The sequence below is a fragment of the Calidithermus timidus DSM 17022 genome, from assembly GCF_000373205.1.
Classification (GTDB): Bacteria; Deinococcota; Deinococci; order Deinococcales; family Thermaceae; genus Calidithermus; species Calidithermus timidus.
Genome location: NZ_KB890698.1, coordinates 14,719 through 36,694, shown reverse-complemented (window position 1 = coordinate 36,694; position 21,976 = coordinate 14,719). Strand labels below are relative to the sequence as shown.

Here is a 21,976-nt window from a genome sequence, read left to right as displayed (position 1 = left end):
ACATTCTCAAGGGGACGTACAGTCATGGTGATCAGCGGAAATCTCAAGGAAAGCCCATTCCAGACCCTCATAGGCCATTTCCAGGACAGGACGGGCGTGCTCGAGCTGTGGAACGTGCCGGGACTCAAGGACTGCAAGCTGTGGGTCAAGCGCGGTCATCTGCGCTGCATCGAGGTCGGCAAGGAGTACGTCGCCGACCCTCTGAAGGCCAGGGATATCCTCCTGGAGATCATCGCCGCACGCGAAGGGGCCTTCGAGCTGACGTACAAGGAATTCAAGACCCCCTGCGACCCGGCGCTGCACTGGCCGCTGGAACGGGTCGTCACCTCGCTGAGCTTGATCGAGGAGGACATCACCCTGCGCACCATCGAGCTGCCTCCGCCGGATGTGACCTACCTGATCAGCGGTGACGAGAGCCTGCTGGATCTAAACAATTCCTTTTTCTGGAAGCGGGCCAAGCCCCTGCTCCAGCACGGAGCCACCGCCGAGCAGATCGCTGAGGCGCTGGGCATCTCGCTCAAGCTGGCCTGCTACTACCTCGCCCGCCTCGAGTGGCTGGGCGCGGTCAAACCGGCGGCAGACGCCATCGAAATCGAGTTTTGATTCGGTCCGAGATAACCTCAGGGCTGGGGCAGGCTCATGAGGACATCCCCCAGGGCCGCGAAAGCCTTCTCGAGGTCGAAACCCCCGCCCTGGGCCAGCGCCCCCCTGCCGCCACCGCGCCCGCCCGCGGTCTCCGCGAGCTTGCGCAGCAGGGCGCCCGCGTCGAGGCCCTTCTCCTGGGCGCCCTTGCCGAGCTTGAGCACGAGGTTCTGCCCCGAGCCCACCGCCACCACGTCGGCCTTGTGACGCTCGAGCAGCTCGTCGGCTACGCCGCGCAGGGCGCCGGCCTCTACGCCCTCCAGCCGCACCGCCAAGTAGCGGTAGCCGCCCGCCTCGCGCAGCTCGGGGCCGCCGCCTCCGCTCGAGAGCCGGGCGCGGGCGAGCTCGAGCTTGAGCCGCTCGAGCTCCTTCTCACGGGCTTTGAGCTCGTCCTGGAGCTTGCCCACCCGCTCGAAGAGCCCCTCGGGGCTCACCCCCAGTTCGCGCGAGAGGGAGGCCAGGCGCTCGAGTTGCTCCCGCACGTACCGCACCGCACCAACCCCGGTGAGGGCCTCGATGCGCCGCACCCCCGCCGCCACCGCCTCGTCGGAGCGGATGACGAACATCCCGATCTCGCCGGTGCGCCGCACGTGGCAGCCGCCGCACAGTTCCTTGCTGCTGATGCCCTCGACGCCCTCGACGCTCACGACGCGCACCACCTCGCCGTACTTCTCACCGAAGAGGGCCATCGCGCCTTCCTTGCGGGCTTCCTCGAGGCTCTTGTAGGCGTAGCGCACGGGAAAGTCGGCCTGGATCCAGCGGTTGACCAGCATCTCCACGCGCGCGAGGTCTTTAGGGTCGATGGGCTCAAACTGGCTGAAGTCGAAGCGCAATCGGTCGGGGCCCACGTAGCTGCCCTTCTGCTGCACGTGTGGACCCAGCACCGCCCGCAGCGCCGCGTGCAGCAGGTGGGTGGCGGTGTGGTTGCGCTCGGTGTCGCGACGGTGGGCGTCCACCAGCGCCCGCACCGTGCTGCCCGCCTTGAGCGTGCCCTGCTGTACCTGGGCTAGGTGCAAGAAGATGCCGTCGCTGTTCTTCTGCGTCGTGCTCACCTTGGCCCAGCCCTCGGCCCACTCGAGCACCCCCGAGTCGCCGATCTGGCCGCCACCCTCGGCGTAGAAGGGGGTCCGGTCGAGCACCACCTGGACCTCGGTCCCGGCGGGGGCTTCGTCCAGCGTCTGATCCCCCACCAGCAGCAGCTTGACCTCGGCCTGGGTGTCGGTCTCCTCGTAGCCGACGAAGATGGTCCCGCCGTAGTCCTTGGCCAGCGCCGCCAGGGCCTCGTTGGACTGCTTGAAGAGGTCGCGCTCGAAAGCCATGTGACGCCGGGCGAGTTCCTGGGCTTCCTCCAGCGCGCGCTCGTAGCCTTCGGTGTCCACCCTGATGCCGCGTTCGTCGGCGATCTCGAGGGTGAGGTCGAGGGGGAAGCCGTAGGTGTCGTAGAGGGTGAAGGCGTCCTTGCCGGGGAGGGTGTCGCCTTCCCTGAGCCCCGCCAGCAGGCCCTCCAGGCGCTTGATGCCCGCCTCGAGCGTCTCGAAGAAGCGCTCTTCCTCGAGCCGAATTTGCTGCTGCACGCTCGGGAGGTTCTCGCGAAGTTCGGGGTAGACCTCCCCCATCACCTCGGCCACGATCTCGGCCAGACGGTACATGAAGGGCTCACGCAGACCCAGCAGGTAGCCAAAGCGCACCGCGCGGCGCAGCAGGCGGCGCACCACGTAGCCGCGCCCGGTGTTGGAGAAGGTGACGCCGTCGGAGAGGATGAAGCTCACCGCGCGGGCGTGCTCGGCGATGACCCGGTGGGCCACCGAGGAGGGGCCTTCGTAGCTCACCCCCGAGAGCTCGACGATCTTGGCGATGAGGGAGCGGAACTCGTCGGTCTCGTAGAAGTCGGTGACGCCCTGCATCACCATCGCTACCCGCGACAGCCCCATCCCGGTGTCGATGTTGGGCCTGGGGAGGGGCTCGAGCACCCCCCCATCCTTGCGGTTGTACTGCGGGAAGACCAGGTTCCAGATCTCCACGAAGCGGTTGCTCTCGCGGGTCTCGTAGTAGTCGGCCCAGGTGTCGCTGCCGAACTCAGGGCCGCGGTCGTAGTAGATCTCCGAGCAGGGGCCGCAGGGTCCGTTGGGGCCTTTGGTGGGGGCGTCCTGCGGCCAGAAGTTCTCGTCGGCCCCGAAGCGGTGGATGCGCTCAGGGGGCAACCCCACGTTTTGGGTCCAGTACTCGAAGGCCTCGTCGTCTTCCTCGTAGATGGTGACGTAGATGCGGCTGGGGTCGAGCCCCAGCCACTGGGGCGAGGTGAGGAATTCCCAGGCCCACTCGATGGCCTCTTTTTTGAAGTAGTCGCCGAAGGAGAAGTTGCCCAGCATCTCGAAGACGGTCTGGTGGCGGTTGGTACGCCCGACGTTCTCGATGTCGCCGGTGCGCACCGACTTCTGGCAGGTGGTCACGCGGTGCCACTCGCCCTCGTAGCCCGGAAATACCGGCTTTTTGCCCATGAAGTAGGGCTTGAGCGGGGTCATCCCGGCGTTGATGAACAAGAGGGTGGGGTCGTCCTGCGGAACCACGCTGAACGAGGGCAGCCGCAGGTGCCCCTTGCTTTGGAAGAAGGAGAGGAACTTCTCGCGGATTTCGGCAGTGCTGGGCCCACTGGGTCGTTTGTTATCGGTAGACATAACCGCATTCCTTTCGCCTAAGCCAGCATAAAAAAGGCCCTGCGCCCTGGCAAACCCTCACGGCCCCTTCCCCAAGGAAAGAAAGCCGTCAGCGGGTAGCTCGAGCGAAGAGCCGCATCTGAGCTTTGAATATACGAACGCCTTATGCATTTGTAAAGGACGCACATGACCATCCGCGCAGTAGCGCTAGGCTGAGCAAGTTCTTTGTCTCCAGGCCTCGAGCGTGAGCAGCTTCGCTGCCAGAAGGTGGAGAGAACGGGTTCGACTATTGGTGCACGCCCGAAGGGAATCGTCCTTCGTCTTCAACCTGCCGAGATCAGGGCGATGGCCCCCAGGCTCAGCAGCACCCCCAACAGTTGGACAGGGCGCAGGTGCTCGTGCAGCAGGGCCCTCGCCAGCAGCACCGTCGAGGCAGGGTAAAGCGAGGAGATCACCGCGGCCACATCGAGCCGCCCGCTCTGGGCGGCGGCCAGGAAGAAGAGGTTACCCCCGGCGTCCAGCGCCCCGGCTAGGCCCACCAGCGGCAGCTCCCGCGGGCGGGGCCAGCGCTCGGGGCGCTGGAGCAGGACGTAGGCCAGGGTGAGGGCCAGCGCGGTGAGCTTGGCGATGGCCGAGGGCCAAAACAGCCCTTCCACCCGGTCGATGAGCACGAAGTAGCCGCCGAAGCCCAGCCCGGCCAAGAGCGCCCAGGACAGCCCCGCCGGGCGCACCGTGCCCTCGGGCCTCGAGGCCAGCCAAACTCCCAACAGCCCCACACCAAAGCCCAGCAGCTGCAACCCACCGGGGAGGCCCTCGAGCACCGCCCCCAGCAGCACCGGCAACACCACCCCCGTTACCCCCGCCACCGGCGCAGCCAGGCCCATCTGCCCGGCGCTGAAGGCCCGGTACAACGACAACAGGCCCAGCGCCCCTGCAGCCCCCGCCAACACCGCCCAGCCCGCGTCACCGGGGAAGAAGGTCTCGCTGCGTAGCAGGGCCAGCAGAGTGAATAGCATCCAACCGGTAGCCGAGACCAGCACGGTGACGGCGTAGGGGTGGGCCCGCCTCGAGGCCAGCCCCCCGCTGAAGTCCCCCGCGCCCCAGGAAATCGCGGAGAGCAGCCCGAAGCCCACGGCCAGCAGTTCAGCGTTCATCCGGGCAGTTTACCGTGCCCTACTCCCGTACATCGTGCAGGCCCTTCCCGTCGAAGCGCAGCCGCCGCGCTAGGCGCCGGTTGGCGCTGGCGTGGTTTTGGGTCTTGTCCACGCTGTAGAGGCTGTAGGTGACGTGCTCGGGGGTGAGCTCGAGCACCACGTATCCGTTGAGCTCGCCCTCGAAGAAGTGCAGGTGGCGGTTGAAGGCCTCGATGAGCGCATTACCGGGCCAGGGGTAGCCCATGCGGCCCAGGGCCTCGCGGGGCGGGGGGCTGCTGAGGCCGGGGGCCATGAACTCGGCCCCGCGCACCGGGCCGCGCCCGTCGAAGCCAGGGCGCACCAGCCCGGCCAGCGCCGCGTGCAGGTCGCCGCTGAGCACCAGCAGGTTGTCGCCCGTGAGCTGCTCGAGCAAATACTGCCGCTCGGCGGCGTAGCCATCCCAGCCGTCGGCGTTGATGGTGATGGAGCCCAAGCGTAGGGGCGAGAACATCACTGCGCTGGCCAGGCCGCGCCAGCGGGCCGGGCTCGCCCCTAGCCCCTCGAGCAGCCAGCGCCGCTGGGCCTCGCCCAGCATGCTGCGCTCAGGGGCCTCGATGGCCGCGCAGGAGGCCAGGGTGCGCTGACCGCTGCCACCCTCGCCGCAGGGGTGGGGCCAGCGGTAGGAGCGGGTATCGGTGGCGAAGAGCTCGAGCAGCTCCCCGAAGCGAAAGCTGCGGTACTGGGTCATCTGGGTGTGGGGGTGGGTAGCGGTGAGGTCGGGGGTGATGCGGGCGGGAACGTACTCGAGCCAGGCCCGCTGGGCCTCGAGTTTGAGCCGCCTGAGCCGCTCGGGCTGGTCCCGGTAGGGGTGGTCGGGGGTGCCGGGGGCGTCGAGGGCCGCGTCCCAGTAGTAATCGTTGGCCACCTCGTGGTCGTCCCACAGGAAGATCCAGGGGTGGGCCGCCAGGGCCATCTGCAAAAAGGGATCGGCGCGGTAGGCCCGGTAGATGGCGCGGTAGTCGGCCAGGCTCACTGCCACGTAGCTGCCGCTGGGCAGGCGGTAGCTGCGGTTAGGGAAGCGCAGCCTGCGCCAGCGGGGGTCGGCGGAGGTCTCGTAGATGAAGTCGCCCAGGTGCAGCACCGCGTCGAGGTTTTCTCGCGCCAGGTGGGCAAAGGCCCCCCAGTAGCCGCTGGTAAACTCCTGGCAGCACACCATACCCAAGCGCAGCACCTCGGGGTTCTGGCCGTGCGCGGGCAGGGTCTTGGTGCGACCCACAGGGCTGTAGACGCCCCGGTAGCGGAAGCGGTAGAGGTAGGCTCGAGCGGGCTCGAGCAGTCCCGAAAGGTCGGTGAGGCTGGTGAAGTCGTTCTCGGGGCGCGGCTGCACGGCGGGCCCCGAGAAGCGGGGGCTGGAGAAGGCGGGGTCGCTGTCCTCGCTGATCTCGAACTCTAGCCCCTCTCCCTCCTGCCAGACCTCGGGGGCCAGACGGGTCCACAGCACCACCCCACTGTCGCTGGGGTCGCCGGAGGCCACCCCCAGGGGGAAGTAGACGGGGGTCTCGGGGCTGCTCTGCGCCATACCCAGCCCCAACAGCCCCACCCCCAGGCCCAAGACTTCGCGCCGCTTGAGCTTCATCCCCAGCATCCTACCGGGGTATATCCGGAGTGTGTGAGGCCGTTGGGGGCTTTCGTAGGGCCCGTGCCCGCCCCTACTGGCCGCCGTTTAGCGGCTGCGCACCACCAACACGGGCTTGTCGGTGCGGTGCAGCACACCCTCGGTGACGGAGCCCAGCAGCAGCTTGTCGAGGCCGGTGCGACCGTGGGTGCCCATCACCAGGAGGTCGTAGTTCTTGGCCTCGTCCAGGATGGTGGCGGTGACGTTGCCCTCGCGTAGCTTGCCACTCGAGGCCACCCCCGCTTCCTTGGCCAGTTTTTCAGCCTCCTCGAGCGCGGCCTGCCCGACTTTCCTGAGGTCCTGGGTCAGCTCCTGGATGTAAGCCCCGCTCTCGGGGGCCATCCACAGGCCGGTGGGGTTCTCCAGCACGTACAAGAAGGTGACCTCCGCACCCAGGGTCTTGGCGACCTCGAGGCCCTCCCGGATTGCCGCCAGGCTACAAGCGCTCCCGTCGGTCGGCATGAGCAGGCGTTTGTACATGGTTCCCTCCTCCCAAAGCCTATCCAGGCTTTTGGCGTGGTTCGCTTTCTACCCTGAGTGTAGAGCGAGAAATCGGTGACGAATGTACCAGGAATTATGAAAAGGCCTGTCAGACTGAACAGCGTATGACCTTCCAGGAGATGCTCACCACTATCGTCGCTCAGGGTGCCTCCGACCTTCACCTGCACGTGGGATTGCCCCCCATGGTTCGTATCCACGGTCGGCTGACCCCCCTGGGCCAGACCAAGCTCCCCCCCCAGTACACCGCCTCGCTGGTGGATGTGCTGTGCACGCCCCATCACAAGCAGCGCTTTGAGGAGCGCCACCAGGTTGACCTGGCCTACAGCCTGCCCGGCGTGGCCCGCTTCCGCGTCAACCTCTTCAAGCAGCGGGGCTCGGTCAGCGTGGTGATGCGCGTGATCAACTCCGACGAGGAGAAGCTCAAGGTGTGCGCGCTCTCCCAGGAAAACCTGGACTTCTTCTCCAACCAGGAGAAGGGGCTGGTGCTCGTCACTGGGCCCACCGGCTCGGGCAAGTCCACCACGCTGGCGCGCATCCTCGAGGAGATCAACACCCGCCACGCCGAGATGATCGTGACCATCGAGGACCCCATCGAGTACCTCTTCAAGCCCAAGCGCTCCATCATCGTGCAACGCGAACTGGGCAGCGACACCTTAGGCTTCCACGAGGCCCTGGTAGCCGCCATGCGCCAGGACCCCGACACCATCATGATCGGGGAGATCCGCGACCACGAGACGGCGGCGGCGGCGCTCGAGGCCGCCCAAACCGGCCACCTGGTCTTCTCCACCATGCACACCCAGGACTCCGTGCGCACCATCAACCGCCTGCTCGACCTCTTCCCCCCCCACGAGCGCGATGTGGCCCGCATTCTCTTCGCCGAGAGCCTGGTGGGCATCATCTCACAGAAGCTACTGCCTCGCCTGGGTGGGGGCCGGGTCGCGGCGATGGAGATCCTCAAGGGCACCCTGCGCATTCGCGACATGATCAAAGACCCCGAGCGCACGCCCCAGATCTACGAAGCCATCCGCGAGTCGCGCCTCGACGGCATGCAAACCTTCGACGACCACCTCGCCGACCTCTACCGCGACGGGCTCATCGACTACGAGACCGGCATGGTCAACGCCACCAGCCGCCAGCACTTCAAGGTGCAGGCCATGAAGATCGACCAGGAGCGCGGCACCCCCACCCCGAGCCTGGGGCTGACGCAGATCTTTTGACGTCGGTCGTACATCCTACGCGCTACGCAATGCGCTTTCGACCCGCCGACGCCTTCAGCCCTGCGTGAAGCGCACCAGGCGCTCGAGCAGCTCCAGCCCCGCCCCGCTGTCGAGCACTTCCTGGGCCAGGGCTACGCCCTGGGCGATACCGGGGGCCTTGCCGCTGATGTAGAAGGCGGCTCCGGCGGTGAGGGCCACGGCGTCGCGGCGGGGGCCACGCTCCTGCCCCGAGAGGATGGCCCGGGCGATCACGGCGTTTTCCTGCGGGGTGCCCCCGGTGAGTTGCTCGTAGGTGGCGGCGGGAAGGCCGACTTCGCCGGGGGTGAGGGTGTAGCGGCGGATCGAGCCGTTGTGGAGCTCGGCGAGTTGGTTGTTCCACAGCCCGAAGTCGTCGAGGCCGTCGCCGTGGACCACCAGCGCAGCCTCGGCGCCCAGCTTGCGCACGGCGTTGGCGAAGGTCTCGAGCAAGGTCGGGGTGTACACCCCCAGCACGTAGTGGCTGGCGTAGGCGGGGTTGGTGAGGGGCCCCAGGATGTTGAACACCGTGCGCACGCCCAGCTCGGCCCGTACCGGGGCCACGTGGCGCATGGCGGGGTGGTGGTTGCGAGCGAAGAGGAAGCCGATGCCCAACGCTTCGATACCCTCGGCCACCCGCTCCACCGAGGTGTCGAGCCGGATGCCTAGAGCCTCGAGCAAGTCGAAGGATCCCGAGCGCGAGGAGGCCAGGCGGTTGCCGTGCTTGGCTACCGCCACCCCCCCAGCCGCCACCACGAAGCAGGAGGTGGTGGAGATGTTGAAGGCCTCCGGGGCGATGCCCCCGGTGCCAACGATGTCCACCAGTGGCCTGCGCGAGACCCGGATCGTCACCGCCGCCTCGCGCATGCCCTCGGCGAAGCCGGTGATCTCCTCGAGCGTCTCCCCCCGCACCCGCAGGGCCACCAGCACCCCAGCCATCTGCGCCGGGGTCAGCTCGCCGGCCATGATGCGGCCCATCAGGGCGCGGGCTTCTTCTTGCGATAGCTGTTCGCCGGAGAGGGCTTTTTTCAGTACGTCCATAGCGTCAGCACTCCAAAGGCTTGCGGTGTACTTGCTTCTTTCCTCACTACGCTCGCCTCCCTTCTCCCGGCCTCTGGTCGTAGCGGGTTTCCCAGGCTCCCCAGGCATAGGCCAGCTCGTAGTCGCCGGTGTAGCCCAGCAGCCCTTTCATCCAGGGCAGGGTGGTCATCTTGAGCACCAGTTGGGCCGGGTGTACGCCCAGCTCGAGCGCCAGCTTGGGGTCTTTGTGGTAGCGGGCGATGCGGGCGGCCTGGGCCCCGGCCTGACGGGCTTTGAGCAGGTCGCGGGTGGGGGTGGGCCCCAGGTGCTTGGCCTGGGCCTGGGGCAGGTAACGCAGGGGAATCCCGGCCTTTACCACCCGGTAGCCGAACTCGAGGTCCTCCCCGCCGTAGCCCTCGAGCCACTCGGCGAAGCCCCCGACCCGTTCGAAGAGGGCGCGCGGCATCCCCAGCGCGACCCCGTTGACGTTGTTGAAGCCCACCCGCCCCAAGCGCAGGGCGGGCTTCCAGGCGTGCCCTTCCCTGAAGCGAAAGCCGCCCAGATACACGGCCTGCTCGCGGGCGAAGGCTTGGCGGAAGGCCTCGAGCCAGCCCGGCTCGGGCACCACGTCGTCGTCGGAGAAGATCAGGTGCTCCCCCTGCGCGGCGGCAGCCCCCCGGTTGCGCTTGCGCCCCGCACTTTTGGCCTGGGGGTCGTGGAGGATGCGCAGCGGGTAGGGCGGTCGGTACTCGTCGAGGAAGGCGTAGGGATGCGGCGCGTCGCTCACCAGAATTACCTCGAGCTCACCCTGCCCCTCGAGGGCGCGCAGCTTGGCCTCGAGCAGCTCACGCCGGTCCTGGGTGGGGTGAAGGGGGACGATGACGCAGATCATTGCTGATAGCTTATAACCCTTGCCGATCGCGTTGGCTACCGGCATATCTGCAGGAAGTTCGCCAGCATCTGCTTGCCGCCTTCGGTCAGGACCGACTCGGGGTGGAACTGCACCCCGTAGGTGGGGTAGTCGCGGTGTTGCAGGCCCATCACCGTGCGGCCTACCGGCTCGTCCACCCAGGCCGTCACCCGCAGCGCTTCGGGCAGGTCCTCCACCACCAGCGAGTGGTAGCGGGTGGCGGTAAAGGGCGTGGGCAGCCCGGCGAAGATCCCGCTGCCGTCATGCTGGATGGGGCTGGTCTTGCCGTGCACGATGAGCCTGTGCCGCACCACCCTGGCCCCGAAGGCCTCCCCGATGCTCTGGTGGCCCAGGCACACGCCCAGGATGGGGTACTCGGGGGCGTAGCGCCGGATCAGCGGCACCGAGAGCCCCGCTTCTTTTGGGGTGCAGGGGCCGGGAGAGACCACGATCCCGTCGGGGTCGAAGGCGGCGACGTCCTCGAGGGCGAAGCGGTCGTTGCGCCACACCGTCAGCAGGGCGCCCAGCTCGCCCAGGTACTGCGCCAGGTTGTAGGTGAAGGAGTCGTAGTTGTCGATCATCAGGATCCGCTTCATGACGCGCCCTCCCGCCTCACAGCCCTTCCTCGGCCAATCGCACGGCTTTGACCATGGCTTGGGCTTTGTTCAAACACTCCTGGTACTCGTTGGTGGGGTTGGAGTCGTAGACCACCCCCGCCCCGGCCTGGATGTGGATTTGCCCGGCGGCCACCACGATGGTCCTGAGCGTGAGGGCCTGGTCCATGTGCCCGTCGTAGGCCACGTAGCCGAAGCTGCCGCCGTAGGCGCCGCGGCGGGAGGGCTCGAGCTCCTCGATGATCTCCATGGCCCGGATCTTGGGGGCCCCCGAGACCGTGCCCATCGGCAGCACCGAGGCCAAGGCGTCGAGGGGGTTCTTGTCCTCGCGCAGCTCGCCCTCGACGGTCGAGACGATGTGCATGACGTGCGAGTAGTTCTCCACGCTCATGAGCTGGCTTGGGCGCACCGTACCGTAGCGGCACACCCGGCCCAGGTCGTTGCGGGAGAGGTCCACCAGCATGACGTGCTCGGCCCGCTCCTTCTCGTCGGAGAGCAGTTCGCTGGCCAGGGCCTGGTCCTCGGCGGCGTCCTGCCCGCGGCGGCGGGTTCCGGCGATGGGGCGGGTGACCACCCTCCGCCCGTCGGAGCGCAGCAAGCTCTCGGGGCTACACGAGACCAGCGTGACCTCGCCCAAGTCCAGAAAACCCATGTAGGGGCTGGGGTTGACCGAGCGCAGCGCCCGGTAGATGGCGAAGGGGTGCACGTTCAGGGGGGCCGACATCCTCAGGCTGGGCACCACCTGGAAGATGTCGCCCGCGCGGATGTACTCCAGCGCCCGCTGCACTATGGCCTCGTACTCGGCCTGCGTGACGTTGTGGCTGAACTCCAGCCGCCGCCCGGCCCGCTCGCCGGGCACGCCGGGCAGGGGACCATCCAGTTTCTTCTCGGCCCAGGCGATGCGCTCGAGCGCCTGAGCCCTCGAGGCCGCGTTGCCTTCCTCCGCCGGGGCCACGAGGTGCATCTGCTGCTTGAATTGGTCGAAGACCACCAGCACCTCGGGCTCGACGAAGAGCAAATCCGGAACGCCCAGCACGTCGGGTTTGAGCGTGGGCAGCTTCTCGTAGTAGCGGATCAGGTCGTAGGCCGCGTAGCCCACCGCGCCACCCCAGAAGAGGGGCAAATCGGGGTCGGGGCGGGTGGGGCGGTGGATGGCCTCGTAGAGTGTGCGTAGGGGGTCGGAGGTCGGGACCGCTTCGCCGCCAATGGTCATCACCCCGTCCTTGAGCCGAAAGGTACGCCGCGCCCCGATGCCCACGAAGGACCAGCGGGCCCAAGCCTTGCCCCCTTCCACCGACTCCAGGAGGAAGCTCGGGGTGGTCTTCTCCGAGAGTTTGAGATAGGCCGTGACGGGGGTCTCGAGGTCGGCCAGCAAAGTCTTCTTCACCGGGACGGTTACTTCCTGTTTCATCGTGCGCATCGCCTGCTCCCTTCGTCCAACAAAAAAAGCCCCTAGGTCGAAAAGCCCTAGGGGTACAAAGCTCTACCGCCCCAGGGCTACCCAGGCCACCACCAACCCTTCGCGCTAAGGGGCAGTACCATTTGCAGCCAAGTGTAGGCGCTCGGCCCCGATTGCGCAAGGGCTCGAGGCGAGAAGATCCCCTCCCAGCTCGAGGCCACCGCTAAGGCCCTCCGGGACTACCTCTGCTGGCGAAGAGAAAACCCCTAGGCCGGTGGGCCTAGGGGATGAGGTGCCCCCTTACCTCCGCTGGGGCCTTCGGGCCCCGGCGAGAATCCCAAGGAGTCCTAAAATCTACAAACCACCTTACCCAAATCAGGGAACCGCCGTGCATATCCATCGGACGTCAGTGATGAGGAATGGGCCCTGGTGCTGCCCTATTTGACCCTCGCTCCGCTGGAAGCACCCCAGCGCAAGTACGACCTGCCTGCGCTGGTTGGTCCGAACCGGTGCTCAATGGGACTACCTGCCCCACGACTTCCCACCCCCCCCTATCGTTCAGGCCCAAGCCTATCGCTGGATGAACCGGGGGGCTTCGAAGACCTGGTTCATGATCTGCGCATGACCCTGTGAACCCATCCCAGCGCTGCGATCTACGATGCTCGCACCCTACAGTCCACCCCGCAAAGCGGGGAGCGGGCACAACGCAAGGAGAGCAAGGTTCACCTGGCGATGGATACGCGGGGCCATCTGCTGGCCCTGGTAGTGACGGCGGCCAGTGAACAGGAACGGGCCCGGGTGGGAGCACTGAGTCAACAGGTGCAGGAAGTGATCGGGGAGCAGGTGGAAGGGGAGGAAGCGGCACAAGCGGCAAGGCATCGCTGCGAGGATTCGTCTTGCTGCCGAAGCGTTGGGTGGTGGGACGTTCGTTTGCCTGGACATCCCGGTTTTGCAGGCTGGCGCGAGGCTATGAGCGGCTGGCTGAGACCTTGCGAGGCTGGCACTGGTTGGCTTTCTCTATTCTGATGACGGCGCAAACTGTGGAGCTTTTACGAACGGCTAATTAGCAGGCTCTAGACCCATAGGCTATCCAGAACAGGGCCAATCGGGGTAGATTCAATCCGCGGTAGAAGGCCAGCATACCGGGCTCGGAATCCCCGCCCCGGGCCTCCAAGCCCCCCCAGTGAGCCTGACCAACCCAGGGCCTATACCCCCGGGTAGTGTCACCCCGGAATGGGTTAGGGGTCGGGGTGGCATCGGTAACCAGCGGCTGGAGCGCCTGGGCCAACGACTTCTCTAGGGCATTGTCTACTACCCCCTGTGGGAGGGATCCCCCCCAGACGTCCTGCGCTGGGGTGACCAGGTCCAGGTCCAGCACCGCCTCCAGAGCGGCCAGCACCGACGGGGCGCTCACGTATAGCTCGGCGGCCAGGGGGCCTATCTCACCGGGATATAGGGCGTAGGGGAGGTTCGCCAGTATCGGGTAGGCCAGCAATATGGAGTCGCCACCCGCCTGGAGCGCCGCCCAGTGCTGGGCGTAACACCCACGTAACAACCGACTCAGCCTAGGAGTTGCGTAAGCGTCCACCACCGCCACCCGCCGCTGATCGTTGAGCAGCAGCATATGAGTGGCCGAGTGGACTAGCGCCCCCAGCAGCGGGCGGGGCGGTAGAGTAGCTAGGGCGGGGTGCTCAATTCCCGTCAACAGGGCCGATATACCCAGCCTAATCTCCCCCGGGCTCACGATGCGCGCCACAGCGCTCAGCTCCGGGGTAAATCCCAGCGATACAGAGAGCCCATTTTTATCCAATAGAGCCAATCCCTCATCCAGATCTCGCTGGATGGCCTGTGGTGAGGGAGCCTCCCCCATAATGTTGATCAGCTCCAGAGCGGGCCCCCTGATTTGCCTGATGAAATCAGTCGCGTCCATTGCGTCCTCCTAGGCCGCCAGTCACGATCGATAGCGCCTCGGTAATAGCCTCTGGTGAGTAGCGTCGGGTCAGCGGCCACCTCACCAGCAGCCAGTGGCCGCCCCTGGGGGTGACGTCCCCCTGGGATGCCCAGGACTCCAGCACTTTTTCAGCGCTCTCCAGTATGTTGGCCATCAAACTACGGCGGCGCGGAGACCCCGCCCTTCACTGCAAGCTCTGACCAGAACCCGTTAGGGTTTGGTCAGGGCAGTTGACCCCCGCGTATGCGGGGAATACACCGAGAGGCCCGCCGAGTAAACAGCTACTACAACACCCTCAGGGTCAATCCCCGGGTGTGTTGTAGAGGATGTCAGTCGGCGGGCTCCAATACCCAGCCGCTGAAGACCAGGGCCAGCGGCGGGGCCTTGATGCGCAAGTAGTCCTCGGCATCTGGGCCGTGGTGTTCTTTTACCGCGGCCCAATAATCAGCCGCTGGGCCCGGGGGTAGATTCTCTATATCCCCCTCATATACCAGCTCGTCATCCTTCCCCCATTCGTATTTATAGAGTCGTACTCTCACAAAACCTCCTTTGATGCCAGTCCCTCACATCTTAACCCAAGTTGCCGCCTATCTTTTGCCGTGAGATGCAAAAAGGAAGGCCGCTATGCTGGACAAGACCATAGCGGCCTTCTGCACCATAGACGACCTCCTTCCCCTTCTGGGCCACAACGACGACCCCCAGACCAAGACCCCCTCCAGTGTCCTCCTCACCCTCGCCATCCTGGCTGCCCTCCACTTCGGCGGCCACCACCAAAAGACCCTGGCCTTCGCCCACAACCTCGCCCTCTTCTCCTACGTCCCGACAGGGGATCGTCCCCCTCTGCGAAAACATCCGGGCGCCCGGGGTCTACTTCCACGGCTTCAAGCTGCACCTGTTGGTGGATGATGGCTTCTTCGTCCATGAGGCAGCGCTGACCCTTGGGAGCGTGCACGACGTGAGGTACGGGCTTTTTCCCGGCGGATTCATGCGGTGACGCAGGAGGGGTTTGAAGGTGCTCACCTTTGTCCTGGCGCACAACATCCGGCTGTTGACAGAGAAGATGGGGTGGGTAGCAACTTGGGTAATCTTACCGGGCAAGCCCCCGTCTCGCAACCGGCGTCTAACTGAGTTTCACGGTTCATCCCCGCGCGTGCGGGGAACACATCCAGTAGATAGCGCAGGGACCGGCGTCGCACGGTTCATCCCCGCGCGTGCGGGGAACACGCGGTATTCGAGGCAAGCCTTTTGTGGGGCGGGGGTTCATCCCCGCGCGTGCGGGGAACACTTCGGACTGACAGGCACCAGTCCGATCTCCAACGGTTCATCCCCGCGCGTGCGGGGAACACTGTGCAGCTTGGTTTGCGGCATCTGCCCGTATCGGTTCATCCCCGCGCGTGCGGGGAACACGCCTGGAGGTGCGGGGCAAGGGGAAGTTCGTGCGGTTCATCCCCGCGCGTGCGGGGAACACGGGACTGAGGCACAAAATTCAGGAAGTGCGGACGGTTCATCCCCGCGCGTGCGGGGAACACGGGTCTGCATCGGGTTCGCTCCTAGCCGCCACGGTTCATCCCCGCGCGTGCGGGGAACACAGTAGGGGATTGAGCGGGTGGCCGGGGTAGACCGGTTCATCCCCGCGCGTGCGGGGAACACGGGGCGACGGCGCTCGAGCCACCAGGCCGCGGCGGTTCATCCCCGCGCGTGCGGGGAACACGGGATTTACGGCCCGCTCGACAACCTCACCGCCGGTTCATCCCCGCGCGTGCGGGGAACACATCCTTTCGCTCGCCGGGAAGAACGATAGCCCCGGTTCATCCCCGCGCGTGCGGGGAACACTACCTGCCCCTCAACAGCGCTCCCGCCTCGAGCGGTTCATCCCCGCGCGTGCGGGGAACACGCCGCCCAGCGGGCCGGGTACACCGTGGGGGCCGGTTCATCCCCGCGCGTGCGGGGAACACGCCTTTTTCGCCGGGACGAGCGACGCCCACTTCGGTTCATCCCCGCGCGTGCGGGGAACACACTTGACTATAACAGCAAAATTAGCTGTTCGACCCCCCGGAAGTGTCGGAATCCCGAGTTTGGTTGTCAAGATTCGCCCCTGGTTTAGGTTTCCTGCCTCGCTTTCGGTGCATGCGCTCCCACTCGGCATTCTTCACAGCCACCAGGGTTAGGCCATCGAAGTCTACAAGGGTGCGGGTGGTGTCGCCGTGGGTTCGAACCTCGAAACCCTGCTCGTTGTTGGTGCGGTACATCATGCAGACCCGGCCCGCGGTCTTTTTTTCCACGCACTTTTGCCACAGAAGATCGCGCACGAGGGCTGTCATGCTGCCTACAAAAACACCCGTGCTTACTTCCAGCATCCACCGGCTCAGCTCCCCGCGCAACCGCTTGGGCACGTTTTCAAGCACGATGACCACCATAGCTAGCGTTCGTCTTCGGTATCCAGGCCGTACATGACCCCGCCCTGAAGGTTGCCTTCAGGATCCCAAAGCTCGCCCGGGGCCGCGGGATCGGTGGCGTAGGGGTCGGGGATTTCGAGGCCATCGAATAGGCGGTGTAGGTCGTCTACAACCCGCTCGAGGAGCTTGACCCGCTTGAGTTGGTCGCGCAGGGCGTAGCGCACTCGGCGCTCCACGCCGTGTTCCGATTCGGCTACCACCTGGAATGCGGTGGGAATCAGCGTTTCAGCTTTGTAGAGATCGGCGATGTCGTACAAGAAAGAAAGCTGCTTGCCGGTGTGGATGAAGCCCAGGGCCGGGCTGTAGCCTGCCGACACGATGGCCGCGTGGCAGAGGCCATACAGGCAGGCCGCCCCGGCGGAGAGGGCGCGGTTGATGGGGTCGGCCTCGGCCCAGTTGCCCCGGTTGTAGTTGCGGCCCATCCACTCCACGCCGGTTTCGCGGCTCCAGCGGGCGTAGGTCTCCCGCACCCGCACGCCCTCGCGGCCCCGGATTTGCTCGAGGGTCAGATCAGGCGGAAGTCCCTCAGGAAAGCGCAGGCGGTACATGCGTTTGACCACCTCGAGGTGGGCCTGGGGGTCGGCCCAGGCCTGCACCTGGCGCATGAGGTGGGCACTGGAGCGGGTTTCGCCCATGCCACTGGCGTAAAAACGCACCATCTCCTCGCCCACCCAAAACACCGAGCAGCCGTTGTTGGCGAGCTGACGGATGGCCGCGTGGGTTACTGCGGTGCCGGGCCCCAGGAGGAGCACCCCCAGGGCGGCGGCGGGAATCGAAATCACACCTTCTTGGGTGTAGAAAGCCACTGCCTGGTCTTGCTGCTCGAGGCGCCCATGCTCCAAGTAGAGGTACGAAAGCCCGTCGCGGAACTTGGGGAGTTCTTGCAGGTTGCGGGTCTCGTACTTCACGGTCTAGCCTTTTGCAATGGAGAGCAGGCCAAAGCCCAGGGCCTTGGCGTGGCCAATGCCGGTGGCCAAAGTCTGTTTGAAGTTCTCCAGGTCGGCAATTTTGAGATGGCCCTCGTAAAGCACGGACTGGAGCACGATGGGGCTACCCCCGCCGTGCTTGAACATCCTCACCCGCTGGCTCTGGGCCACCATCGCGCCCAGCACCGTAAAGCCACCCTTTTGTCCCTGCCGATGGAGCCACTCGAGCTGCTCCTCCACCTTTTTTAGCCCGTGGCGCTTGCGCTTTTCGGGGTTTTCTGGGTCTTTGCGGGTCACGGTGGGGTTGGCCCGCAAGCGGAAGCGCAAGACCTGGCCGGGCTGGAGATGCTCGAGGGGAATAGGCTTGTGCTCGGGTGGATGGGTCAGGTAGTCGGGGAAGCGTTGTAGGAGTTTTTCCCATCTCGGCATTTCAACGCTCTGTACCAGCACCGTCGGGATTTTGCCCTCTTCAAGCCGCCACAAAAAGCGCGGTGGGCTTTGCTCGGGTTCGGCGAAGGCCCAGCAAAGGGTAGCGTGGAGCTGGTAGGGGCTGGCCAGGTCGGTGCGGGCCTGCTTGTGGCGGGGGTTAAGCTGGAGCCGGCTCAGGTACATGCCTCACCTCCACCCAGCCCGGGATCACAAAGCGGGCTCCGAAGCGGCGCTCGGCAAAGGAGCCAAGTGGCTGATCCATGCGCAGCGAGCCTTCACTCGAGTCTCGGTTTTCGAGCAGCACAGGCAAGCGCAAGGGCTCGAGGTCTTTGCCCTCCTCATCCTTCGGCCACGACCGTCCGAGGTAGGGGTATTGGAGCGCCTCTAGCAAAGGCTCGTCGCGCAGGCCGTCCTTGAGGTACACCCCCGGGCTTGGCACATAGCCTTTTCTGCCTAGGAAAAGCGGCCAGACCGGGTTCCTTAGGGATCGGTGGGCGCGCTCCAATAGCCCCCGATCCTCCCCCTCCAACCCCACCAGGAAAACCGCGTCGGCCAGGTAGTAGCGCCTCGAGACGGCGGTGGAGTGAACCTTGGACTCATCGGCGGCGATCACGTTCTGGGCGGTCTGGTAGTCGTAGCGCAGCACCCCCGGCTGATCCACCCGCACGCCCATCCGCAAGCGGGCCAGCTCGAGCACGGGCTCGCGCTCTTCGCGGTCTATACCCATCGCCGCACAGATCAGCCCGATCACCCCGCTTTTGGAGGGCACCAAGTCGCTGTCGCGTTCGTCGAAGCGGCTGCGGGTGCCCCAGGATTGCAGGGGCCCCGCCAGCCTTAGGAGCAAGGTGGGCATGGCTAGACCCCCAGATTGGCGCGCACGGCTTTCAGGGTTTCTTCGAGCAGCTCGTCCAGATTCTTCACCTGTGTGCCCAGCTTGGACTCGAGATCGCTCAGGTTCAGCACGAAGACCTGCCCGTTTTGCCCGTAGGCCTCGGCCAGCTTCTGCCACTTGGCCTCGAGCCGCTCCGCCGAGGCCTCGGTGAGGCTCTGGTCGCGGCTGGGGCGCACCGGCTTCTCGAAGGCGTTGGCCAGGTTACGCGGGTCGGCCTCCTGGCGCACCGTTATCGCCACATACTCGGGGTCGTTGTGGGCGGCGAAGGCGTTCTGCTTACCGTTGGGCTTGGCCTTGACGATGGCCCTGAGGAAGGCCTCGAGGCCTTTGAGCATCAGCTCGCTATCGCCCTGGAGGTTCTCGTGGAGTTTCTTTAGGTCGAGCGCGGCGTAGCGGTAGTAGCACGCCGAGTTGAACTCCACCGTGCCGATCATGTCGGCCCCGGCGTTGTCGTCGGGCTTGAGGTCGTCTACGGCGGTGTAGAAGTCGAACTCGCGCTCGATGGCGTGGGTGGAGAGGGCGTGGGCCACCTGGCAGGCGGCATCCTGGTTTTTCTCGGGCAAATCGGCCAGCATGCGCCCGAACAGGGCCACGTCCAGGGCCTTGCCGCCATTTAGCACACGGCCTAAGGCTTTTTTGATCTCATTGGGGATCGCTTCCTTGGCGGCTTTCTTGGCGTCCTTGGCTTTCTTTTTGCCTTTCTCTTCTTCCTCTTCGGAGGCCACCAGGCCGTCCCAGTGTTGGTGGATGAGGTCGGCAATTTGGGCCACCTCTTGTCTGCCCAAAAACACTAGGTACTGGGTTTTATCCTCATCCCCCACTTTGAGGCCTATGCCCCCCAAGGCCGCCTTGACCTTCTGCCGCGCCTCATCCTCCGGGCGGCCTTTGGCGGTCAACTGGCTCACCAGCTCCTGCGCCAGGCGCTTGGTGCGGATGGCGGTCGCTTCCTGGGGCAAGCCATTGGGGTTATCGCGCACGTACTCCCGCACGGCCCGCTTGAGGCACTGGCTGCTGATGCGCCCGCGGCGCACCCCGCCAAAGAAGGCGTCCTTAGGGGAGCCGGTGTCGTCGCGGTTTAGGTTGGATGGGGCGAAGTTTTGCAGGATGTGGATCTCGAGCAGGTGTTTCACAGGGCCTCCTTTACAAAGAACGTCGGAAGATAACCACATTGAGTGGCGTATAGGTATCTTTTTGACCAAATAGCGCCGCCAAGCATCCGGGGGGTTCTACGGTAGTCACCGTGTCGATGCGGTAGAACTCCCACCCTTCTGCAGCGAAATTGTTGATAACGCCCTGGATCAACTCGGCGGCTGCGCTATCTCGGTTCCGAGCATTCACTGAAATGTGCTTGGGGAGTTGGACGGCCTTGTACTCGTATCTCATCAGCTTTCCTCCTGAGATGCCCGGCGGTAGAAAGCTCGGGCCCACTTTTGCTGCACCGGCTTGTGCTCGCCGTTCCAGGCCAGCAGGTCGCGCAGAAGCTCCGCCCAGTGAATGGGTATCTCCTCGCTCTTGAGAAGCCGCACCATCTGGCGCAGGCGGTAGGGCAGTTGTTCCTCGTCGGCGTCCAAAAGGGCTACGAAGCGCTGCTCGATGCTTTTGGCCTGGTCTCGAGCGAGGTAGAGCTGGGCGATAGCGTAGCCCAGCGTGCGGCGGTAGCGTTCCTCTGCCGAGGGCCGCGCGGCGCTCTCCTCCGAGGTGGCCTCGGGTTCTTCCTCGAGTTGCTCGCGAAAGCGCTCCAGTTCGGAAGACGAAACCGTGCTGGCCCAGAGCCCTGCCACCAGGTAGTAGACCGTGCGGGCCCAGGAGTCTTCGGACTCCTTGGGCAAGCGTGCCAGAAAACCCTCCACCGCCGGAACAACGACCTGGTCTGACTCGCCCAAAGCCCGCCGCAGCCGCGCTAGGTCGGCGGGCTCACCTCGCTCACGCAAGTGCTTTACGAAGGCTTGCTCTTTATTAGTCCGTGCTTGCACCTATGGCCTCCTTTCTCAAACTTGGCAGCTTGGACAGCAGAATGCCCTCGCTTTTGTGGACGGCCCGCAGCGCCCTGGCATCGTCTCCTGCGGCTAAAACGGTGAGCCTCCATGCCCGCAGGGCTTCGCGCCGGAGGGTTTCTTGCCAGGCTTGCTCGAGGCGGGGTTGATGCTGCTCGAAGTCCAAACCTAGCTGCTCAATCCAGGCGGCAAACTGCGTCTCCAGCGCCGACCAGTAGGCGATTTGGTGAGGAAAGCTCCGAACCAGCTTGTTTACATCGTCCTTGCTGGGTTGCCGATCCCCCTGGCTCAGGAGCTCTTTGGCCAGGGCAAAGGCCGCCCCGTTCAGGGCCCTTCCCATCTCTTCGGCCCGCTCCAGGTTCTCCTCCACAAAGCGCCAAACGTCTTTGTCGCTTAGGATGGCCTCGGGCAGCCGGTAGACCTCGCCCCGCCATAGCTCGATCTTGGCCTGGTCGTTGGCCAAGCCTGCGACCATTACCGGAAGGCTCCGCCTCCTGAACCGGGCGCCCAATGCCCTGTAAAGGTTGCGGGCGTGCTCCACCACCCCCAGGCCGTATTCGGAGCCGGGCCTGGGCAAGAGCGAGGCGAAGTCCCGCCAGAGCGCCCGTCCCTCGCGGAAACCGAGCGGGTACAGCTTCGCCGGGTCCTTGGGGTCGAGGCGGAAGGCCACCATGGGGTCGGGGCGCACCGCGGCTTCCTCGTAGCGAACCCCCGAGGCGTAGGCGACCCAGCGCACCACCGTTTGGTGAACAGGCACGCGAGTGCTCTGTCCCAACAGGGGATCGTCCGTCTGGCTGTTCAAGGTTTCGGGCTCGAGGCGCACCGCGCGCGAGAGCCAGGTGTAGCGGTGGACGATGCCTTTGGGGGTGGCCTTGGCGGCCTTGCAGTTTTTCAGGTCGGCCACCCGCAGGGGCGCTTGCTCCCAGGTGGCGAAATCGCGTGCGTATTCGTCTTTGGAGTAGCTCACCAGGTTCAAGCACAGCGTCTGGTGCAGGTTCTCGCCCAGCACCACCACCAGCGCTGCCGTCGCCACGGGGGCGCTGGTGGTGTGGCAAAGCACACTCTTGCCCGCAGAGAGGGCAAAGGTCTGGTTGGCCACCAGCAAGCGCGCGGCCTCGGAGGGGTAGGTGTAGCCGGCGGCCTCGAGGTGACGGTGTGGTCGAAGAGCACCTTGTTGTTGTCGGAGTTGAGCTCGGGGGCCAGCACCGTCCAGGAGCGGCGGGAGTGCTCGAGGGTGAAGTCGGGCACCTGGTAGAAGGGCTTTTGGGGATGGAAGAGGTCGAAGCGGTCTTGGTGTTGGGCCAGATAATCCCGGATTTTCTGGGCGTCAAAGCCCTCGCTGAACCACTTCGCCGCCACGTAGGCGTCTTCTGGGCCCTCCAGCGCCCGGTGCAAGATGGCCAGCAGCAGGCGGTGCAGCGCGGCGGTTACGAGCGGGCTGGGGTCTTCGATGCGGCTGAAACGCCGGGCCTCGAGCAGGGCTTCTTCCAAACCCACGAGCTTCAGCGCGCTTCCTTCCCGCACGGGGATCCAGGGTTGGGTGATCAG

At 65.5% G+C, this 21,976-nt stretch carries 20 protein-coding genes, 3 pseudogenes and 1 CRISPR repeat array; of the genes and pseudogenes, 4 read left to right on the top strand and 19 right to left on the bottom strand.

The features are described from left to right. Positions 1–24: 24 nt before the first annotated feature. Complete coding sequence (locus tag B047_RS0110620; RefSeq protein ID WP_018466946.1) at positions 25–603, top strand: hypothetical protein; 579 nt, start codon at positions 25–27, stop codon at positions 601–603. Positions 604–620: 17 nt separating this feature from the next. On the opposite strand, the gene alaS is transcribed toward B047_RS0110620, so the two are convergent. The 4 genes from alaS to B047_RS0110600 all read right to left on the bottom strand — a co-directional run bounded on the left by alaS (position 621) and on the right by B047_RS0110600 (position 6,584). Next, positions 621–3,317, bottom strand: a complete 2,697-nt coding sequence (alaS, locus tag B047_RS0110615; protein ID WP_018466945.1) for an alanine--tRNA ligase — start codon at positions 3,315–3,317, stop codon at positions 621–623. Between the two features lie 302 nt (positions 3,318–3,619). Next, a complete protein-coding gene (locus B047_RS0110610) occupies positions 3,620–4,450 on the bottom strand; it encodes a DMT family transporter (protein ID WP_018466944.1) in 831 nt (276 codons plus the stop codon). Between the two features lie 19 nt (positions 4,451–4,469). Continuing rightward, positions 4,470–6,065 (bottom strand): alkaline phosphatase D family protein, encoded by a 1,596-nt coding sequence (locus tag B047_RS0110605; protein ID WP_018466943.1) that lies wholly within the window; start codon positions 6,063–6,065, stop codon positions 4,470–4,472. 87 nt (positions 6,066–6,152) lie between these two features. Continuing rightward, positions 6,153–6,584 carry a universal stress protein gene (locus tag B047_RS0110600; protein WP_018466942.1) on the bottom strand — a complete coding sequence of 144 codons (432 nt, stop codon included), beginning with the start codon at positions 6,582–6,584 and terminating at the stop codon, positions 6,153–6,155. A gap of 125 nt (positions 6,585–6,709) precedes the next feature. Between B047_RS0110600 and B047_RS0110595 the strand changes: the two genes are divergently transcribed. Continuing rightward, on the top strand, positions 6,710–7,822 hold the full coding sequence (locus B047_RS0110595; protein WP_018466941.1) for a type IV pilus twitching motility protein PilT: 1,113 nt from the start codon (positions 6,710–6,712) through the stop codon (positions 7,820–7,822). Positions 7,823–7,876: 54 nt separating this feature from the next. Here B047_RS0110595 and trpD read toward each other — a convergent pair whose 3' ends face one another. The 4 genes from trpD to trpE are packed head-to-tail and all read right to left on the bottom strand — an operon-like array spanning position 7,877 to position 11,801. Beyond that, complete coding sequence (trpD, locus tag B047_RS0110590; RefSeq protein ID WP_018466940.1) at positions 7,877–8,878, bottom strand: anthranilate phosphoribosyltransferase; 1,002 nt, start codon at positions 8,876–8,878, stop codon at positions 7,877–7,879. 46 nt (positions 8,879–8,924) lie between these two features. Beyond that, a complete protein-coding gene (locus B047_RS0110585; RefSeq protein WP_018466939.1) occupies positions 8,925–9,749 on the bottom strand; it encodes a glycosyltransferase family 2 protein in 825 nt (274 codons plus the stop codon). 35 nt (positions 9,750–9,784) lie between these two features. Further along, on the bottom strand, positions 9,785–10,363 hold the full coding sequence (locus B047_RS0110580; protein ID WP_018466938.1) for an anthranilate synthase component II: 579 nt from the start codon (positions 10,361–10,363) through the stop codon (positions 9,785–9,787). Positions 10,364–10,379: 16 nt separating this feature from the next. Continuing rightward, positions 10,380–11,801 (bottom strand): anthranilate synthase component I, encoded by a 1,422-nt coding sequence (gene trpE / locus B047_RS0110575; RefSeq protein WP_420805378.1) that lies wholly within the window; start codon positions 11,799–11,801, stop codon positions 10,380–10,382. 405 nt (positions 11,802–12,206) lie between these two features. On the opposite strand from trpE, the pseudogene B047_RS17650 reads away from it, so the two are divergent. Beyond that, positions 12,207–12,847, top strand: a pseudogene (locus tag B047_RS17650) (transposase family protein). Here the strand turns inward: B047_RS17650 and B047_RS0110565 are convergent. Next, positions 12,844–13,536, bottom strand: a complete 693-nt coding sequence (locus tag B047_RS0110565) for a hypothetical protein (RefSeq protein WP_157205895.1) — start codon at positions 13,534–13,536, stop codon at positions 12,844–12,846. The pseudogene B047_RS17650 and the gene B047_RS0110565 sit on opposite strands and share 4 nt — an antisense overlap. Before the next feature lie 524 nt (positions 13,537–14,060). Then, positions 14,061–14,270, bottom strand: a complete 210-nt coding sequence (locus tag B047_RS0110560; protein WP_018466934.1) for a hypothetical protein — start codon at positions 14,268–14,270, stop codon at positions 14,061–14,063. Positions 14,271–14,355: 85 nt separating this feature from the next. On the opposite strand from B047_RS0110560, the pseudogene B047_RS18715 reads away from it, so the two are divergent. After that, positions 14,356–14,800, top strand: a pseudogene (locus B047_RS18715) (hypothetical protein); the annotation flags it as partial. A gap of 65 nt (positions 14,801–14,865) precedes the next feature. Continuing rightward, a CRISPR array of direct repeats spans positions 14,866–15,747; the repeat unit is 29 nt; unit sequence CGGTTCATCCCCGCGCGTGCGGGGAACAC. Positions 15,748–15,767: 20 nt separating this feature from the next. On the opposite strand, the gene cas2e reads toward B047_RS18715, so the two are convergent. The 9 genes and pseudogenes from cas2e to casA all read right to left on the bottom strand — a co-directional run. Then, on the bottom strand, positions 15,768–16,148 hold the full coding sequence (cas2e, locus tag B047_RS0110550; RefSeq protein ID WP_018466932.1) for a type I-E CRISPR-associated endoribonuclease Cas2e: 381 nt from the start codon (positions 16,146–16,148) through the stop codon (positions 15,768–15,770). A gap of 2 nt (positions 16,149–16,150) precedes the next feature. Continuing rightward, positions 16,151–17,095: a type I-E CRISPR-associated endonuclease Cas1e gene (gene cas1e, locus B047_RS0110545; protein ID WP_018466931.1), complete on the bottom strand. Its 945-nt coding sequence runs from the start codon at positions 17,093–17,095 to the stop codon at positions 16,151–16,153. A 3-nt stretch (positions 17,096–17,098) separates the two neighbouring features. Further along, on the bottom strand, positions 17,099–17,725 hold the full coding sequence (cas6e, locus tag B047_RS0110540) for a type I-E CRISPR-associated protein Cas6/Cse3/CasE (RefSeq protein ID WP_018466930.1): 627 nt from the start codon (positions 17,723–17,725) through the stop codon (positions 17,099–17,101). Continuing rightward, positions 17,700–18,395: a type I-E CRISPR-associated protein Cas5/CasD gene (gene cas5e, locus B047_RS0110535; protein WP_018466929.1), complete on the bottom strand. Its 696-nt coding sequence runs from the start codon at positions 18,393–18,395 to the stop codon at positions 17,700–17,702. Before cas5e ends, cas6e begins: the two co-directional genes overlap by 26 nt. Before the next feature lie 2 nt (positions 18,396–18,397). Beyond that, positions 18,398–19,564 carry a type I-E CRISPR-associated protein Cas7/Cse4/CasC gene (gene cas7e / locus B047_RS0110530; protein WP_018466928.1) on the bottom strand — a complete coding sequence of 389 codons (1,167 nt, stop codon included), beginning with the start codon at positions 19,562–19,564 and terminating at the stop codon, positions 18,398–18,400. A gap of 10 nt (positions 19,565–19,574) precedes the next feature. After that, positions 19,575–19,817: a DUF4177 domain-containing protein gene (locus tag B047_RS0110525; protein ID WP_018466927.1), complete on the bottom strand. Its 243-nt coding sequence runs from the start codon at positions 19,815–19,817 to the stop codon at positions 19,575–19,577. Next, the gene (gene casB / locus B047_RS0110520; protein WP_026234807.1) at positions 19,817–20,407 is read right to left on the bottom strand and encodes a type I-E CRISPR-associated protein Cse2/CasB; all 591 of its coding nucleotides are present in this window, start codon (positions 20,405–20,407) and stop codon (positions 19,817–19,819) included. The genes B047_RS0110525 and casB overlap by 1 nt, the downstream gene beginning before the upstream one ends. Further along, a complete protein-coding gene (locus tag B047_RS16690) occupies positions 20,391–21,527 on the bottom strand; it encodes a type I-E CRISPR-associated protein Cse1/CasA (protein ID WP_275053192.1) in 1,137 nt (378 codons plus the stop codon). The genes casB and B047_RS16690 overlap by 17 nt, the downstream gene beginning before the upstream one ends. A gap of 92 nt (positions 21,528–21,619) precedes the next feature. Beyond that, positions 21,620–21,925 (bottom strand): annotated as a pseudogene (gene casA, locus B047_RS18555) (type I-E CRISPR-associated protein Cse1/CasA); the annotation flags it as partial. Between the last annotated feature and the right edge of the window lie 51 nt (positions 21,926–21,976).